Origin of the sequence: Pantoea sp. B9002, assembly GCF_013385945.1 — a bacterium.
GTDB lineage: Bacteria > Pseudomonadota > Gammaproteobacteria > Enterobacterales > Enterobacteriaceae > Pantoea.
The window spans coordinates 53,875-71,586 of record NZ_JACAPA010000002.1 but is presented as its reverse complement, the minus strand read 5'-3'; the positions used below and the strand labels follow the sequence as shown (position 1 = coordinate 71,586).

Annotated in this window: 16 protein-coding genes; 6 read left to right on the top strand and 10 right to left on the bottom strand. The window is 53.6% G+C overall.

The window, feature by feature from the left end; translation table 11 throughout:
* Nucleotides 1–80 precede the first annotated feature (80 nt).
* The 4 genes from HX773_RS01060 to soxR form a co-directional block, all read right to left on the bottom strand.
* Entirely contained in the window at nucleotides 81–1,730 is a 1,650-nt protein-coding gene (locus HX773_RS01060; protein ID WP_176970083.1) for a Na+/H+ antiporter, read from the bottom strand.
* A gap of 139 nt (nucleotides 1,731–1,869) precedes the next feature.
* Nucleotides 1,870–3,219 (bottom strand): NCS2 family permease, encoded by a 1,350-nt coding sequence (locus tag HX773_RS01055; RefSeq protein WP_176970082.1) that lies wholly within the window; start codon nucleotides 3,217–3,219, stop codon nucleotides 1,870–1,872.
* Nucleotides 3,220–3,477: 258 nt separating this feature from the next.
* A complete protein-coding gene (locus tag HX773_RS01050) occupies nucleotides 3,478–4,143 on the bottom strand; it encodes a glutathione S-transferase family protein (RefSeq protein ID WP_176970081.1) in 666 nt (221 codons plus the stop codon).
* Nucleotides 4,144–4,186: 43 nt separating this feature from the next.
* Nucleotides 4,187–4,663, bottom strand: coding sequence for a redox-sensitive transcriptional activator SoxR (gene soxR / locus HX773_RS01045; protein WP_064737890.1), 477 nt, complete (start codon nucleotides 4,661–4,663; stop codon nucleotides 4,187–4,189).
* Nucleotides 4,664–4,761: 98 nt separating this feature from the next.
* Here soxR and soxS point away from each other — a divergent pair, with 98 nt between their 5' ends.
* On the top strand, nucleotides 4,762–5,193 hold the full coding sequence (gene soxS / locus HX773_RS01040; RefSeq protein WP_036649992.1) for a superoxide response transcriptional regulator SoxS: 432 nt from the start codon (nucleotides 4,762–4,764) through the stop codon (nucleotides 5,191–5,193).
* Nucleotides 5,194–5,447: 254 nt separating this feature from the next.
* Entirely contained in the window at nucleotides 5,448–5,729 is a 282-nt protein-coding gene (locus HX773_RS01035) for a YjcB family protein (protein WP_008109973.1), read from the top strand.
* 55 nt (nucleotides 5,730–5,784) lie between these two features.
* Here the strand turns inward: HX773_RS01035 and HX773_RS01030 are convergent, their stop codons facing one another.
* Nucleotides 5,785–6,735 carry an ATP-grasp fold amidoligase family protein gene (locus HX773_RS01030; protein ID WP_176970080.1) on the bottom strand — a complete coding sequence of 317 codons (951 nt, stop codon included), beginning with the start codon at nucleotides 6,733–6,735 and terminating at the stop codon, nucleotides 5,785–5,787.
* Nucleotides 6,736–6,743: 8 nt separating this feature from the next.
* Entirely contained in the window at nucleotides 6,744–8,000 is a 1,257-nt protein-coding gene (locus HX773_RS01025; RefSeq protein ID WP_176970079.1) for a polysaccharide biosynthesis C-terminal domain-containing protein, read from the bottom strand.
* 526 nt (nucleotides 8,001–8,526) lie between these two features.
* On the opposite strand from HX773_RS01025, the gene HX773_RS01020 reads away from it, so the two are divergent.
* The gene (locus tag HX773_RS01020) at nucleotides 8,527–8,922 is read left to right on the top strand and encodes an IS3 family transposase (protein WP_008109970.1); all 396 of its coding nucleotides are present in this window, start codon (nucleotides 8,527–8,529) and stop codon (nucleotides 8,920–8,922) included.
* A gap of 933 nt (nucleotides 8,923–9,855) precedes the next feature.
* On the opposite strand, the gene HX773_RS01015 is transcribed toward HX773_RS01020, so the two are convergent.
* The gene (locus HX773_RS01015; RefSeq protein WP_176970078.1) at nucleotides 9,856–10,809 is read right to left on the bottom strand and encodes a DMT family transporter; all 954 of its coding nucleotides are present in this window, start codon (nucleotides 10,807–10,809) and stop codon (nucleotides 9,856–9,858) included.
* 72 nt (nucleotides 10,810–10,881) lie between these two features.
* Nucleotides 10,882–11,712 carry an AraC family transcriptional regulator gene (locus tag HX773_RS01010; RefSeq protein ID WP_176970077.1) on the bottom strand — a complete coding sequence of 277 codons (831 nt, stop codon included), beginning with the start codon at nucleotides 11,710–11,712 and terminating at the stop codon, nucleotides 10,882–10,884.
* A gap of 122 nt (nucleotides 11,713–11,834) precedes the next feature.
* On the opposite strand from HX773_RS01010, the gene HX773_RS01005 reads away from it, so the two are divergent.
* Nucleotides 11,835–12,362, top strand: a complete 528-nt coding sequence (locus HX773_RS01005; RefSeq protein WP_176970076.1) for an isochorismatase family protein — start codon at nucleotides 11,835–11,837, stop codon at nucleotides 12,360–12,362.
* A gap of 101 nt (nucleotides 12,363–12,463) precedes the next feature.
* Here HX773_RS01005 and ssb1 read toward each other — a convergent pair whose 3' ends face one another.
* Nucleotides 12,464–13,018, bottom strand: coding sequence for a single-stranded DNA-binding protein SSB1 (gene ssb1 / locus HX773_RS01000; protein WP_061718369.1), 555 nt, complete (start codon nucleotides 13,016–13,018; stop codon nucleotides 12,464–12,466).
* 222 nt (nucleotides 13,019–13,240) lie between these two features.
* Here ssb1 and uvrA point away from each other — a divergent pair, with 222 nt between their 5' ends.
* Together uvrA and HX773_RS00990 are read left to right on the top strand one after the other, a co-directional pair.
* Nucleotides 13,241–16,069, top strand: coding sequence for an excinuclease ABC subunit UvrA (gene uvrA / locus HX773_RS00995; RefSeq protein WP_176970075.1), 2,829 nt, complete (start codon nucleotides 13,241–13,243; stop codon nucleotides 16,067–16,069).
* Nucleotides 16,070–16,288: 219 nt separating this feature from the next.
* Nucleotides 16,289–17,353: an NAD(P)-dependent alcohol dehydrogenase gene (locus HX773_RS00990; protein WP_176970074.1), complete on the top strand. Its 1,065-nt coding sequence runs from the start codon at nucleotides 16,289–16,291 to the stop codon at nucleotides 17,351–17,353.
* A 6-nt stretch (nucleotides 17,354–17,359) separates the two neighbouring features.
* On the opposite strand, the gene HX773_RS00985 is transcribed toward HX773_RS00990, so the two are convergent.
* Entirely contained in the window at nucleotides 17,360–17,710 is a 351-nt protein-coding gene (locus HX773_RS00985) for an MmcQ/YjbR family DNA-binding protein (RefSeq protein ID WP_176970073.1), read from the bottom strand.
* Between the last annotated feature and the right edge of the window lie 2 nt (nucleotides 17,711–17,712).

Sequence of the window (17,712 nt, the reverse complement as noted above, 5' to 3'; positions counted from 1 at the left end):
CGGCCGCAGCGCATTAATGTAGCGGCGCAATTTATTGCGCAATGAATTGCGCCGCTACAGGTGAAAAATATGGCTTGCTGCTATTCCTCTTTCTCGATCAGCAGCGCTTCCAGCAGATCGAGATCGTGCAGCAGTTTCTGCATCGTCTCGTTGGAGATCTCCTGCGTCGCGCGCAGATGATAAACCTCGGCGCGCTCGGCACGCAGCGCATTGAGGCGGAAACGACGCTCGAGGTTTTCGGCAAATTGCGCCTGCTCGATATCGTTTTTCCCCTCCGCGCGACGACGCAGATTACCAATCACGCGCAGGCTGACCTCTTTCAGCAGCTCAGGATCGATGTTCTCTTCGGTGTCGGTTTCGAGACGCTGCTCCATTTTATGCAGGCTCTCAATCGCCACGCCCGCCATCGCGGCTCGCGCAAACTGAATCTCACGACGATGGCCGACCTTATCGATGCTTTCTACGTCGCGCAGCAGAATCGGCAGCAGCACCACGCCAACCAGCAGCGACACCAGAATCACGCCGGTAGCGATGAACACCAACTCATAACGCGCCGGGAACGGATCGCCGTTGCTGAGGAACAGCGGAATCGACAGCACACCGGCCAGCGTGATGGCGCCGCGTACCCCGGCAAAGGAGGCAATCAGCAGTTCACGCAGCGAGTAGTTGGTAAACTCCAGCGGTTTCTTCTTCAGCAGACGCATGCTGGTGCGCTTCATGATCCACAACCAACCGAAACGCACCACCATCAGCGCGGCGTACACCAACAGAACGTCGGTAAACAGCATCCACAGTTCCACGTTAGGATCGGCGTTGGCCTGCGCAATCGAGGTGGAAAGGATGTCGGGCAGCTGCAGGCCGAGCATCAGGAACACCATGCCATTGAACACGAATTCCAGCATCTGCCACACGCTGTTCGCACGCAGACGCATCGCCAGCGGTGCCTGGCGGATAATGCCGGAGCGCGTGATGGTCATACCGGCGGCGACGGCGGCGAGGATGCCCGACACGCCAAGGTGTTCCGCAATCAGGTACGAGGCGAACGGTAACAGCAGCAGCAGCACGGTTTGTGTTGCCGGGTCATCCCCGCTCCAGCGGCTCAGCAGACGCAGTGAGCGGCCATACAGCCAGCATATCGCCACACCGGCGACCAAACCGCCGACCGCCACTTTGAGGAACTCAACGCTGGCGCCGCCCCACGTAAACACCATGGTGCCCATCGCCACCGCGACAGCAAACTTCAGCGATACCAGGCCCGATGCGTCGTTCATCAGGGCTTCGCCCTGCACAATCGACATGATTTTTTTCGGGATGCGTCCTTCACCGACAATGCCGGACAGCGCCACGGCATCGGTTGGCGAAAGCACCGCCGCCAGCGCAAAGGCGGGAATCAGCGGAATCCCCGGCACCAGCCAGTAAATCAGGTAGCCAATCCCGACCACGGTGATCAGCACCAGAACCAGCGCCAGCCCCATGATTTCGCGACCGTGATGGAGGAACTCGTTGATCGGCGTTTTCCAGCCATCCGCAAACAGCAGCGGCGGAATGAACAGCACGAGGAACAGTTCCGGATCAAAATCGACATGCAGGCCGAAGACGGGAAATGCGAGTAATGCACCGGCGGCAATTTGCACCAGCGGCAGGGGAATTTGAAACGGCAGAATACGTGCCGCCACGCTGGAGAGTGAAACCACCAGCGTCATGATGAGAATAGTAAAGAAGATTTCCATGCTTTCCTTAGGCGAATCAATTTCATTAAAGCGATGTTGTTGCGTGGGAAAGTGTAAAACAAAACGCCGCACAGCGGGGCAACCCGATGTGCGGCGTGGGGCAGAAAGAGAATAATCTCGAAATTTATTCGCTTTAAAGTCAGATGGCCCAGCCACCGGCGTAGAACGCAACCAGCGCGACAGCAATCACCACGGTGCCCACATTCAGCTTGCGCCACTCACCGGCAAACAGGCGACCAATCACCAGTGAAGCGAAGCCGAGCATGATGCCGGTGACGATGTTGCAGGTCAGCACGATGAACACCGCAGTCAGCAAGCCAGACATCGCATCAACGAAATCGTTGAAGTCGATTTTTGCCACGTTGCTCAGCATCAGCAAGCCAACGTACATCAGCGCCGGTGCGGTCGCGTAAGCCGGAACCAGATAGGCCAGCGGCGACATAAACAGAATCACCAGGAACAGCAAACCGACCACAATCGCCGTCAGACCGGTTTTTCCGCCCGCCGCCGTGCCCGCCGCCGATTCGATATAGACTGCAGCTGGCGAAGCGCCGACTAAACCGGCAAACAGGCTGCTAACGGAATCGGTGGTTAACGCACGACCGCCGTTGATGATATGCCCCTCTTTATCCAGCAAATTCGCCTGCCCCGCTACCGCGCGGATGGTGCCGGTGGCATCAAAGACCGCGGTCATCACCAGCGCCAGCACGCTTGGCAGCACCACCGGTTGCAGCGCGCCCATGATATCGAGGCTGAACATCGCTGATTGCCCGTTGGCATCCTTCAGGCTCGGCATGGCGAACAGACCTTGATAGGTCACTGCCGGATCGAAAATCAGGCCGAGAATCGAGATGGCGATGATGGTCAGCAGAATGCCGCCCGGCACACGGCGTTTTTCCAGACCAAAAATAGCCGCCAGTCCCACCAGCGACATAATCACCGGGAACGAAGCGAACTGCCCCAACGCCACCGGCAAGCCCGGAGCCGGATTTTTCACCACTAAACCAATGCCGTCAGCGGCGATCAGCAGCAGGAACAGGCCAATACCTACGCCGGTTCCGTGCGCCACGCCCATCGGTAAGTTCCGCAGAATCCATGCGCGGATGCCGGTGACCGAAATCAGCGTGAACAGCAAGCCCATCAGGAACACCGCACCAAGCGCCACCGGCACGCTGATGTGCTGGCCGAGCACCAGACTGAAGGCGGTGAAGGCGGTCAGCGAGATGGCGCACCCAATCGCCATCGGCAGATTGGCCCACAAACCCATGATGATCGAACCAAAACTGGCGACCAGACAGGTGGCAACGAACACCGCCGTTGGCGAGAAGCCCGCTTTGCCCAGCATGCCGGGCACCACGATGACGGAGTACACCATCGCCAGAAACGTTGTCAGACCCGCCAATACTTCCTGACGCACGCTGCTGCCGCGTGCAGAGATATTGAACCAGGCGTCCAGTTTTCCACTGGCCGGGCGCGATTCGCCAGACATAATTCTTCCTCAATTTTTTTGTGATGTGAGTCGCCGCGCGGCGCACGTTTGCCGTTCCCTGATGGCGGTTTTTCATGATGAAAATCCAGGCAATCGTTTACGTCGCCGCGTATTCCAGGCCGTAAAGGGGGACGCGGAAAAAAGGCAAACGATTATCTGGCGTTTGCCATGGGGTTTTCAACTACTAATCGCGGGCATTACAGGATAAAGCCAGGCATTCGCCCCGCAGGGTCGCCATTCATGGCGACCTGGCTGCAATCAACTCTGCAATTGAATCGCGCCGCCCTGCTGGATCGCACGTTGCCAGGCAGCGCGCTGCTGCATGGTTTCCAGCCAGCGGACGGTGGCGGGCGTATCGCGTAGCGAGCCACGCAACTGCAACGCCAGCAGCGGGAAGCTCATCTGCACATCGGCGATGCTAAATCGTGAACCGGCAAAAAACGCATGCTGCGTGAGATGCTCTTCAATTACGCGGCCGTGCAAAGCCAGCTGCTTGCTCAGCCAGGCTTTCTGAATCCCTTTGCTCAGTGCGATGCCGGCCGGGCGCAGCAGCCACGGCACCGGCTTCTTACCTAACTGGGCAAACACCAGCTTCATCACCAGCAGCGGCATCAGTGAACCTTCGGCGTAGTGCAGCCAGTAGCGCGCCTGAATCTGCTCATCTTCATGACTCAACGCCAGCTGATGCTCGCTGTCGTACTTCAGTTGCAGGTATTCGAGAATCGCGCCTGACTCAGCAATCACGCGATTGCCGTCAGTGATCACCGGGGATTTGCCCAGCGGATGCACTTTCTTTAAGGAATCAGGTGCCAGCAGGCTGTTTTCACGCTGATAGCGTTTGATTTGGTAAGGCACCGCGAGCTCTTCCAGTAGCCATAACACGCGATGCGAGCGGGAATTTTCCAGATGGTGAACGGTGATCATACGGTTTCCTTGCCGGTAAAAGTGTTCCGCCAAGTATAGTCGATCAGCGTTTTTGCTCGTCCTGTTCCGGATCGAGTAGCACCGCGCCCGAACCTTGCTCGGCCAGCCGGTCACCGGGATTGCGCAGCGGACAATCGCGCATCGATAAACAGCCGCAGCCAATGCAGCCATCAAGATCGTTACGCAAGCGCGTGAGGGTTTCGATGCGTTTATCCAACTCTTCGCGCCAGTGTTGCGTCAACGCGTCCCACTCCTGCGTCGACATCCGTTTATTAGCCGGCACATGCGTCAGGCTGTCGCTCACCGTCGCCAGCGGAATGCCGATACGTTGCGCAATTTTGATGATGGCAACACGACGCAGCACGTCACGGCTGTAGCGACGTTGATTGCCGCCGTTACGCGAGCTAAAAATCAATCCTTTGGTCTCATAGAAGTGCAGCGCCGACACCGCCACGCCGCTGCGCTTCGCCACTTCACCCGGCGTCAAAACCGGCTTCGGGTAATTGCGTTCTTTTTTCATTTAGGGCCTTTACCTCAAGTTAACTTGAGGAATTATACTCGCACCCCAGCAAAACTTCGAATTTCTCACCAGGCAAAAAACATCAGAAGGATGAGGCTATGATGCAACAGGAAATCATTCATTCGCTGTCCAACTGGATCGATCAGAATCTGGATAAAGCGCTGTCTATTGATGAAGTCGCGGCAAAATCAGGTTACTCAAAATGGCATCTGCAGCGTATGTTCCGTGCTGTCACGAAACAAACGCTGGGTGGCTATATTCGCGAACGTCGTCTGACGCTGGCCGCGGAAGCGCTGCGTCAAACCCAGCGTCCGGTGTTCGATATCGCGATGCAATACGGTTACGACTCGCAGCAGACTTTCTCGCGCGTGTTCCGCCGTCAGTTCTCGCAAACGCCAACCGCTTATCGTCACACCATGCGTCGCCAGGCGATGATTCAGCGTCCGCGCTTGCTCAGTTTTGACTGTGCAGACAACAACATGACCAGTTTTGCCCAGCGTACAACCGGCGAGTGCTGCCCGGTTAGCTAACCCTTTCTGCGCGCCCCTTGCGGGCGCACCTCTTTTCACTCCCCGCTTTCCCCTCTTTTTTCGATAAAAATCTTTCTACCATACCAGGTATAAATTTTGTTCAAAATTTAAAATCGAGTGATATAATGTGAGCCAAGTCACACTTTCCTGTATTCAGTAAGACGGCCAGAAGGACTTCCCTGACCTTCCTTCTTAGCCGCCAGTGATGTCGATTGAATGTCGGGGATATCACTGATTCTAAGAGGTTTTTGCAGATGGCCACCTTAACCACCAGTTTGATTGTAATGCGCTGGGAACTCCTGAGTGCGGTAATGATGTTCTTCGCCAGCACCATGAAAATTCGACTGCGTCAGAACAGTCATCACGTGATGGCGCTGCTGTGCGGTGGCATCGGCGTTGGCATGTCATGCTGGTTTGTTACTGGCCTGCTCGGTATCACGCTGAGCATGGAGAATCTGCATAACTTTATGGAAATCTCCAAAAACGCCTTTATTGAAGTGATGAGCCAGACGCCAACCGATTGGCCAATGCCTTAATCGCCGCCAATAAAAAACCCCGCCGAAGCGGGGTTTTTTATTTTGCTGTGTGATTCTAAATTTTCTTCAATACGGCCGGAATGGTCACTTCCGCCACCGTGATGCCCGGTATCTTCGTACCGCGACGATCCTGAATCCACATATCACCCATCATCTGATTTAGCCCGCGATCCAAACCGGTCACCAAACCCGCGCCCGGCGTGAAGGTTAATTCGCCGAAGTAGATCTGCTCGTTATCGATGTACCAATCCACGCGCACATAATCGAAATCGCTCGCCAGCTTTTTACTCAACGCCAACGCGTGCTGCAACGAGGCCATTTGCGGCGTCACGTCCAGACCGGTATCACGAATTTTGTGATACGCCTCGTTGAGGTTGTTGACATAGAAGTTCATCGACAACAGCGGATTGCAGCGGTTGTAGATCACCTGCAGCACATACTCAAAGCTGCCGTCGCGCTTGTTGAACATGTGGAACTTGTAGTCAATCGGTGCCGATTTACCATCGCCAATGTACTGCTCCACCAGAATGCGTGGCTTGATGTAGCGATAGTGAATCTCACGCGCTTCGTTGGCGAAATCGGTCTTCAGCCAGCGATGGCAGTCGCTAATAATCTGCTGCTTCTTCAGCGCATCCGGCTCTTCCAGCAGGATCTCCACCATGTTGGAGGCGTGATTCGGCTTGATAACGGTATTTTTCCAGCTCGGCAGCGTGTGCAACGAGCTTGGATCGCTGGTCTCGTAAACCAGCGGGATCAGGTATTCGCTGCCCACTTTCTCGGCGATATATTCACGCACCGAATATTTGTCCGACAGACGGCCATAGATCTGATAATCGCCATGGACGAATTTGCGGTACAGCACCTTCTCATTAAACACTTTCGGCTCGCGCAAATTGGGCAATTTGCGGAACTTATGAAAATAGTAGATACGATCCTGGTATGCCCAGGGCATCTTCTTGATGAAGTACTGAACGCTTCTTCTGAGTTCATCTTTCAACTTGAGCATATCTGACCTCATTTGTAGGTTTTGTAGTTGAGTGAGGAAACCTGGATTTTTTGAATGACGCCGTTTTTGAAGAAGTAATTCATTACGGTAAGAGACAGCAATTCTGAGATGAAAACGCTCCACGCGGCACCCATGATGCCGTAGCTCTGGATCAGCCACCACGACAGCGGCAAGCTGATGACCATCAGGCAAACGATTTTCTTTAACAGATAATTAAACCCGCCTTCTTTGACCATGTAGCGATACGCCACGGTCCCCATCGCCGAAAAGCAGGTTGCTAACGACAACAACGTAATGAGACTTCCTGACTGTGTGTACTCGTGACCATACAAAGCGATGATGATTTTTTCGCCGTACATCGCGATCACCGCTAACAACAACAATGAAACACCCATGACATAGCCATTAAGCCGTGCTGTCAACTTGATGGCGGCTTCTCCACGCTCGCGGAAGATTTCCGAAAAGCAGGAAGTGATGATGGCGACCGGAATAAAAATCCAGGAGGCCGAAATGGTATTGGCGGCGGCGAACAGCCCGAGATCGCGCGCTGAGGCGATGCCTGCCAGGAACATCTGTGCCGCTTTCACCTGCACCGAGATAAAGATGCTGGAGATGGCCAGCGGCAATCCGGCGTACAGCAAATAGCGCAGATAGGTGTTGCGCTTATCCTGCGGCGGCGCCACATCCTGATTTTCGCGATAAAAGTTAAAACGCTTAATGACGTACGGCACCAACGTGACGGCGACAATCGACACGGTCAGCCACAGCGGATTGAGGTGCAGCCAGGCAATGGCGAAACTTAAGCTGAAGCCCAGCAGCAATCCGACAGAGTTGGCGATGGTATTCAGCCGCGACGCTAAGCGCGCATTGTTGTAGACACTGAAGGTGTCTTGCGTCACGAAAACCGATGAGATAAACGAGGCCAGTGCAAAAGCGAGGAAGTTTTCCTGCATGTTGTACCAGACCCAAATCAAGACGGGCAGCGATGTGAGCAACAGCAAAACCATGCGCATGTTGCGCGCTACGGTCATCAGGCGCAGCCCTTTCGGCGCACTCTTACTGATACGTTTAAACAGAATGGTTTCCGTACCGAAAATCGCCACGGTCTGCACCATGGAAAACAGCGAGGTCGAAAACGCCATTTGGCCAAAGATGGTTGGACCAAAGGATTTTGCCACGTAGGAGGTCACAAATATGACGCCGAACACGGAGACAATCTTTTCAGACATCATCCAGGCGGCATTCGACATTACGCTCAATTTCATTGACTGATCCTTAGTATTACGAACTACAACAACTTTCGGTACAACGTCCTTGAAATGAATTAACAAGCGCTTAGTGGGCCTGACTTAATTTATTAACTTCAAACCAAACTGGTCCGAAAAATGAGACTCGCGTCAGTAATTAGGAATTATATTCAGGAAAATTCCGATTATATCCGGTGCGAAACTCTGTGGATGTAAACGATTTCAGCCTAAATTCTAAGCAAAAGTTTACTGGCATACCCTGACATTTCTGCAAGTGGTTTATGCCGATTTTCCAATGAATGTAGTATTTTTCTGCATTTGGGATGGAGAGAATTTATATCAAAAACCTAAAGCCAGGAAGGCGTTCAATGCCATTCGGAATAAAATAAGATTTATCCCATGATGATATTTCTTCTAAATATCTTAATTTAACCCTCGCAATTCAAATCGCGCACTTTAATACTGCATTAATAGTGTTTTTGCAGTGCCAGATATTAATACAGTAATTCTCATCCACTAATTGATAAGAAAGGTAATAGCATTTATGAGAAAGTCACGATATAGCGAAGAGCAAATCACAAATGCCATTAAAGCTTCTGAAACGGGAGTGAAAGTCAGGGAGATTTGTGAGGAGCTAGGCATTTCCGAGGCCACTTTCTATAGCTGGAAGAAGAAGTTTTCTGGGCTCTCTTCCGAAGAAGGTCGCAAAATCAAGGAGCTGGAAGATCAGCTACTTAACCTCACGCGTGAACTGCAATCACTGAGTTCCGATAAAGAGATGCTACAAAGCGTATTGAAAAACTTCTTCACCACCAATGAAAAGCGCCAGGCGGTTAACTTTCTGCAAACGACATTCGACATAGGTACCCGTCGTAGCTGCCGTTTATTGGATATTAGCCGTAGCGTTTATCATTATCCTGCAGGAACAGATAATCGCTAACACCATTAAGGCCGATGTTATTTGACTTAATGCTGAGATTTGTTCTTACCAGAAGATATGAAGATCATTTAATACGGCGTTCACAACATAACAATTCGCACCAATTTTTCCTGATGAATACCATCGCGGAATTGCTTCCTTTTTTGCGGTAAAATAGATTCACATCAGCAAAAGTCTCTCTATTCAAGCCATTCAAACGAAGTCCAATCTCATTTCGGTGAGATTGGCGCTTCGATTATTACTTTACCAACATTAATCATCAGTCCTGAATGCAGACAATTCTGTTAAGCATTAATGAACAACGTCGTGTAACCGTTCACACACAACCTCTGTTTTTAACTGGATCTGTTCTGAGATTCATTGGTCATCTGGTTGACGCGCGTAGACCATAATTCCCTATCCTGTTGCCAGGAATAATCCTGATAAGAAAGGTTATCTACCCTAAACAATAACAGCCAAAAAGCGGGAGATAAGTTAAATTCCTGCACCCTATTCATCGTTACGCTTAATGGTTTTTGGCCAACGGTTAATGGAATCTTTCTTAACATCGCCCGATTCCCTTAAGCAAAAAGTGGCTTTCGAGTGCCAATCTTCAGTGCCAAACGGCAATAAACGGTAGGTTAGATGCATGTTTTTCCGCCTTAACGCGCCGCTTTTTTCCGCTTTAGGGCCTGCGATAGCCAGGAAGATCGGAGATTAGTGAAGGTTTAGGGAGGCTTATTACCCTTAAACGCTCAGGCACCGGACGTAACGGTATGACTTGTTATGACAAATCAGGGCTAAAAAGGCGGCTGAAATTAGCCGAAATGTTATATCGACGGCCAGGCGAGCGCCTGGATGGGCGTTGAGGCAGGTGAAAGGGGTTGGTCAAATTCTTAAAATACAGCGTAGTACGCTGCCGAAATGATTATTCAGCAGCGCTATTTTGATCACTTATACTGCAGTGATGTGCGGCTGCGGTTTAATACGCATCGCGTAGATGACGCCAATAATCAGACAACCAATGCCGACAGCGGTTAACAGCGGCGGCCAACTTTGTCGCCACAGGAATGTCCACAGCAAACCGGCTAAGGTTTCGAACACAATCAGCGGCCCCATGATCACCGTCGGCACGCGTTGGCTGGCCGCATTCCAGCACAGTGTGCCCAGCCATGAGCAAATCAGCCCGATACCTAACATCAATAATAGAAAGCGTTGCGGCTGCGGCCCGAATGGCAGCGCAAACGCAGGTTGCTGCCAGTGGAGCTGCACGCAGACTAATAGATAGAACACCAACGCCTGCGGCAGCGTCACCAAACCTTGTGCCGTCGCCCAGCTGGATGGCTTGTGCTGGGGATGCGCGCGTAACCATAAACCATTACGCAGCGGATACCATGTCCAGCATGCCACCGCCAGAATCGCTAACCCTAAACCGGTGAGATAGCGCGACCAATCAAAATCGGGACCTTGCGTCTGAAGTTCGGCGGCATTCACGCAAGCCAGGCCGGCAGCAATAATCAGCAACGCCGGCGTCAGTTTGCGCCACGGCAAGCGCCCTTCAAGATGGCCATAACAGAGATTGGCCGTCACGGTAATCACCACCGGCAAGGTGCCGATAATCATGGTGGAGATGGGCGCGCCGGTACGTTGAATTGCGCTGGCGAGAAACGCGTAATAGAGCAAATTGCCAATCAGCGACAGCTTCAGCGCTTCAATCCAGTCTTTGCGCGCCAGCTGACGCAAACGACGGCGATCCAGCCAGGCAAGTGGCAACACCACCAAACCAAAGGCGACGTAGCGTCCGGCCGATTGTAAGGTGCCGGGATAATCCGGTATCAGCAGCGGGCCCACAAAGATCAATCCCCACATCAGTCCCGCCGCCAGCGCAAACAGTATTCCAGCAAACATAAACTCTTCCTTTATATGCATTCCGCTGCAGTGTGACGCAGGCGCAGGATAAAGGCTTGTAGCAGATTGCGGTTAGCGTGAAGGGAACACCTGTTTTTGATAGCGGCCCGGCGTGATGCCGTAGCGATGCGCGAAGGCGCGGGTAAGATGTGCCTGATCGGTAAGACCAACCGATGCCGCGACGGTTGCGGCACTGTCGCCGCGCGCCAGCTGCTGTTTTGCTGCGAACAGGCGAAAAGCCATCAGCATTTGATGCGGCGTAACGTGGAAGTGTTGTTTAAAACTGCGCAGGAAATGCCACGGCGACAGTGATGCCAGCGCAGCAAGTTCTTCGAGGCGCACCGGTTCGGCAAGATTTTCACGCAAATAGTCTCTTACCGCATCGAAGCGATGTGTACCTTCAGCAGATCGCGGCTGTCCCTGACGCGCCAGCGGACGCATCAATTCCAGCAGCTCGAGTAGAATGCTTTCGCGTTCCAGCGAGGTTTCCGCCTGCCACATCTGCGCCAGCAGTTGAGAGAACGGCTGCGCCAGACGCGCATCGGTGCGTAGCGCGTCGGTGAACCACCAATGACGATCGCCGGTCAGACGATCCATTTCCTGCGGATCGATATAGATCATGCGATAGCGCCAGCCTTCGTCGCAGGCAGATTCACCGGTGTGCAGCTCGTCGGGATTCATCATCACTAACGAATGCTGCGGCGCGGTGTAATTGGCGCCGCGATAGCGAAAGCGCTGGGCGCCGGACTCGATAGTGCCGATGCCAAAGGCTTCATGGGTATGCGGTTCAAAAGCGTAGCGGGAGATGTGCGCCTGATAAAGCTCGATGCCCGGCAGCTCAGCAAAATGCTGAAACTGCGCACGATCTCGCTCACATGGAAAGATTTCAGGAACCACCTTCACGACACACCTCCGGAATAAACGCGCTTATAAGCATGCGCGGCAGTGGCGATAAATGCAAAGCGGATTTGCTTTACCTCTTTGCCAGTTCACCGGACACTGACAAGACTTAACAGGAGATAAAAATGGCTAATCGTGTGGTTGTGGTAGTGGATATGCAAAATGGCGTACTGGCAACGCCGCGTTTTGATCGTGCCGGATGCTGCGAGCGTATCAATCAGTTAATCGCCGCGGCCGATCAGGTGATCTTCATCCAGCACGTTGGGCCCGATTTAGAAGTCAATTCAGCAGGCTGGGCGATCGTCCCCGAGTTACAGCAGCCGGCCAATGCCATTTTTGTGAATAAAACCGCCTGCGACAGCTTCTGGCAAACCGATCTTGCCGCTCAACTCGACCAACTCGGTATTAAAAGCTTCGTCATTTGCGGCTGTGCGACCGATTACTGTGTCGATACCACCATTAAAGTCGGCGCCAGCCTTGGCTATCACATCACGGTCGCCGCCGATGCGCATACCACCGCCGACCGCACTTATGTATCGGCGCAACAGCAGATCAATCAGCACAACGAAGTGTGGGCAGATTTGATTATTCCAGGTAACCCGGTGCTGGTGCGTGAGACGGAAGCGCTGTTGAGGGAATGGCGACCGCATTAAGGCTGCACCTTGTTCGGCTTCAGACAAAAAAAATGCCACTCCTCCCGGAATGGCATTTCTGGATTCGATAACGTCCGGCCTGAGATAGCTCAGGCGGAATATCAGAACGGAATATCGTCGTCAAAATCCATTGGCGGTTCGTTATTGGCTGGCGCGCTCTGCTGCTGGGGACGCTGTTGTGCACCACCGCTGAACTGGTTGCCACCGCCCTGCGGCTGCTGTTGTGGCTGCTGTGGCTGGCCCCAACCGTTGTTATTGCCGCCACCCTGGCCGCCCGCAGGTGCACCACCTGCGTTCGCGCCCTGCTGACGTCCGCCCAGCATCTGCATGGTGCCGCCAACGTTGACCACCACTTCAGTGGTGTATTTTTCCTGGCCGGCTTGATCGGTCCATTTGCGGGTACGCAGCTGGCCTTCGATGTAAACCTGAGAACCTTTACGCAGGTATTCGCCAGCCACTTCCGCCAGCTTGCCGAACAGCACAACGCGGTGCCATTCCGTGATCTCTTTGTTTTCACCGGTTGTCTTATCGCGCCAGCTTTCTGACGTGGCCAGCGTAATGTTGGCTACCGCGCCACCATTTGGCATGTAGCGCACTTCCGGATCCTGACCCAGATTCCCGACTAGAATCACTTTGTTTACGCCACGACTGGCCATGTTGCTGTCTCCCGATGAGTTGATGCTAAAAGTCTAAGCGAAAAATTGTATCACGTCACATTGTCGTGTGCCCACTTTAGAGCGGGATTCCAATTTTAATGGCGGACAGAATAGCAAAAAACACTGGATATTTATTCAGGTTATTTTTTGTGCCATAATGGAGCGTTTCTGCTGGTCGTGCTGGCAAGGCATGGCGAGTGTTGTTCAATCCGGGAAAGGTGAATGGATAAGATCGAAGTCCGCGGTGCTCGCACCCATAATTTGAAGAACATCAACCTGATCATCCCTCGCGATAAGCTCATTGTGGTCACCGGTCTGTCAGGTTCCGGTAAGTCTTCGCTGGCGTTTGATACGCTGTATGCGGAAGGCCAGCGTCGCTATGTCGAATCGCTTTCGGCCTATGCGCGCCAGTTTCTTTCATTAATGGAGAAACCGGACGTGGACCATATTGAAGGTCTTTCGCCCGCCATTTCCATTGAACAGAAATCGACGTCGCATAACCCGCGTTCCACTGTCGGCACCATTACCGAAATTCATGATTATCTGCGCCTGCTGTTTGCACGCGTGGGTGAACCGCGCTGTCCGGATCATGACGTTCCGCTGGCGGCGCAAACCGTCAGCCAAATGGTTGATCAGGTGCTGTCGCAGGAAGAAGGCCGTCGCCTGATGCTGTTGGCGCCAGTGGTGAAAGATCGCAAAGGCGAACACACCAAAACGCTGGAAAACCTCGCCGCGCAAGGCTACATCCGTGCGCGTATCGACGGTGAAGTGTGCGATCTGTCGGATCCACCAAAGCTGGAATTGCAGAAGAAGCACACCATCGAAGTGGTGATTGACCGCTTCCGCGTGCGCGAAGACCTGGCGACGCGTCTGGCCGAATCGTTTGAAACCACATTGGCATTGAGCGGCGGCACCGCCATCGTCGCCGATATGGACGAGCCTGAGGCGGAAGAATTGCTGTTCTCGGCAAACTTTGCCTGCCCGATTTGTGGCTACAGCATGAGCGAGCTGGAACCGCGTCTGTTCTCGTTCAACAACCCGGCCGGTGCTTGCCCTACCTGTGACGGTTTGGGCGTACAGCAGTATTTCGATCCCGATCGCGTGGTGCAAAACCCCGAACTGTCACTGGCCGGCGGCGCGATTCGCGGCTGGGATCGCCGCAACTTCTATTACTTCCAAATGCTGCGTTCTTTGGCAGAACATCTGGAATTCGATGTCGAAGCTCCGTTCAACAGCCTGAGCGACGAAGCGCGCGACGTGATTTTGTACGGCTCCGGCAAAGAGAGCATCGAGTTTAAATACATCAACGATCGCGGTGACACGTCAGTGCGCCGCCATCCATTTGAAGGCGTGCTGCATAACATGGAGCGCCGCTATAAAGAGACGGAATCCAACGCGGTGCGCGAGGAGTTGGCGAAGTTCATCAGTAATCGCTCCTGTACCAGCTGTGATGGCACCCGTCTGCGCCGCGAAGCGCGTCATGTGTTTGTGGAAAATACCGACCTGCCGACCATTTCAGAGATGAGTATTGGTCACGCGACTGATTTCTTCCGCAATCTGAAACTCAGCGGCCAGCGCGCGCAAATCGCCGAGAAAATCCTGAAGGAGATCGGCGACCGTCTGAGCTTCCTGGTCAACGTTGGCTTGAATTACCTGTCGATGTCACGCTCGGCGGAAACGCTGTCCGGCGGTGAAGCACAGCGAATTCGTCTGGCGAGCCAGATTGGTGCCGGCTTGGTTGGTGTAATGTACGTGCTGGATGAGCCATCAATCGGTCTGCATCAGCGCGATAACGAACGCTTGCTCGGCACGCTGATTCACCTGCGCGATCTCGGTAATACCGTGATTGTGGTAGAGCACGATGAAGATGCGATTCGCGCTGCTGACCACGTGATCGATATTGGGCCAGGCGCCGGCGTCCACGGCGGCCAGGTGGTGGCGGAAGGCGACGTGCACGCGATTATGGCGAATGAAAATTCCCTGACCGGCCAATACCTGAGTGGCAAGCGCGAAATCGCTATCCCGAAACAACGTGTGAAAGGCGATCCGGCCAAAGTGCTGAAACTCACCGGTGCGCGCGGTAACAACCTCAAAGATGTGACGCTGACGATTCCGGTCGGCTTATTTACCTGCATCACCGGCGTATCCGGCTCGGGTAAATCGACGCTGATCAACGATACGCTGTTCCCGATTGCCCAGCGCCAGCTCAATGGCGCGACAACAACCGAAGTGGCACCGTATCGCGAGATCGCCGGTCTTGAGCATTTCGACAAAGTGATCGACATCGATCAAAGCCCAATTGGCCGTACACCGCGTTCGAACCCGGCAACCTATACCGGTATTTTCACGCCGGTGCGCGAGCTGTTCGCCGGTGTGCCGGAAGCACGGTCGCGCGGTTACAACCCAGGCCGCTTCAGCTTTAACGTGCGCGGCGGACGTTGCGAAGCCTGTCAGGGTGACGGCGTGATTAAAGTGGAAATGCACTTCTTACCGGATGTCTACGTGCCGTGTGATCAGTGCAAAGGCAAACGCTACAACCGCGAAACGCTGGAGATTAAGTACAAAGGCAAGAGCATCCATGAAGTGCTGGATATGACCATTGAAGAAGCACGCGAGTTCTTTGATGCGGTTCCGGCGCTGGCGCGTAAGCTGCAAACCCTGATCGATGTTGGCCTGTCGTATATCCGCCTGGGTCAGTCGGCAACTACGCTCTCTGGCGGTGAAGCCCAGCGCGTCAAGCTGGCGCGTGAGCTGTCAAAACGCGGTACCGGCCAAACGCTCTATATCCTTGATGAGCCTACTACCGGCCTGCACTTTGCGGATATTCAGCAACTGCTGGAAGTGCTGCATCAGCTGCGCGATCAGGGCAATACCATCGTGGTGATTGAGCACAACCTCGACGTGGTGAAAACCGCAGACTGGATTGTCGATCTCGGCCCGGAAGGCGGCAGCGGCGGCGGTGAAATCCTGGTGTCCGGCACGCCAGAAACGGTGGCGGAGTGTGAAAAATCACACACGGCGCGTTTCCTTAAGCCAATGTTGAAGAAGTAATTTTCTCTCAGGCCCGCCATTGCGGGCCTGTTTTTTTTCTGTCGAATTCCGCAACGAAATGCAGGAACAGGCAAGAATCAGACAACTTCAGGCATATACGCATTCCCTCCTGCTGACTATCCTTACAACGTTCCTTTTGGCGTCCTTACGCCCTTTATCCCTTCAGTGCGCTGAACGGGATCCCGCATAAAACTCACGACACATCCTACTGGAGACACCATGAATATTACGCATGCCTATGCCGCACAGGACGCGAAAGCAAAACTCGCCCCGTTCGACTTTAAGCCACGCGAACTGCGCGCTCATGATGTGCAGATTGAAGTGTTGTACTGCGGCGTCTGCCACTCTGACCTGCATACCGCGCGCAACGAATGGCGCAACACCATTTTCCCTGTGGTGCCTGGCCATGAAATTGTCGGTCGCGTGACGGCCGTTGGCCCTCACACCCACAACTACAAAGTGGGTGATTTGGTCGGTGTTGGTTGTATGGTTGATTCCTGCCGCAGCTGTCCAAGCTGTCAGGAAGGGCTGGAGCAGTATTGCGAGAATGGCTTCGTTGGTACTTACAACGGTGAAGACCGTGAAACCAAAGCCATCACCTACGGCGGTTACTCCACCAGCATGGTAGTAGATGAAAGCTTCGTGCTGCGCGTACCAGAAAATCTCGATCTGGCGGGCGTTGCGCCACTGCTGTGTGCCGGTATCACCACTTACTCTCCGCTGCGCCACTGGAATGTCGGTCCGGGTAAAAAAGTTGGTATCGTCGGTTTGGGCGGCCTTGGTCACATGGGCGTGAAACTGGCTCATGCGATGGGCGCACATGTGGTGCTGTTCACCACGTCACCGTCAAAAATTGAAGATGGTAAACGTCTGGGCGCTGATGAAGTGGTGATCTCGAAAGATGCCGACCAAATGGCCGCGCACACCAACAGCTTTGACTTCATCCTGAACACCGTTGCAGCGCAGCACGATCTCAACCCGTTCATCGCCCTGCTGAAGCGTGATGGCAACATGACGCTGGTCGGCGCGCCGGAGCACGATCACCCGGCACCGCAAGTCTTCAACCTGATTTTCAAACGTCGCAGCATTGCCGGTTCACTGATTGGCGGCATCGCGGAAACCCAGGAAATGCTGGATTTCTGCGGCAAGCACGGTATCACTTCAGATATCGAACTGATCGCGATGAATCAAATCAACGACGCCTACGAACGTATGCTGAAAAGCGACGTGAAATACCGCTTCGTGATTGATATCAATACCCTGCGCGAGGAATCTGCGGCTTAATCCGCCTCAGTGTTCATCATGGTTGACGCCCGCCGCACGCGTGGCGTCAGCCTGTTGCCAGGAAGCATCCACCAGATAGTAAATCTGCGAATCTTTCAGCGACCCGTCCAGCCACAGCGTGCTCCAGTGCGACTTATTTAAATGTTCACTGGGAAACACATCGTCATGCTCCTCACGTAATAATTCCGCCAGCGCGGGTGATGCCTTCAGCGACAAGGCCGGACGCCCTTTTACCTCATAAAGCATGGCAAACAGCACGCCTTCACTTTTAATCTGCGTCGCCTGCCAGCACTCTTTAAAGCTTTGCTCCGCGCCCGGCTTGCCCATGCAGTACGTCAGTAAATCCGAAGTATTCATTT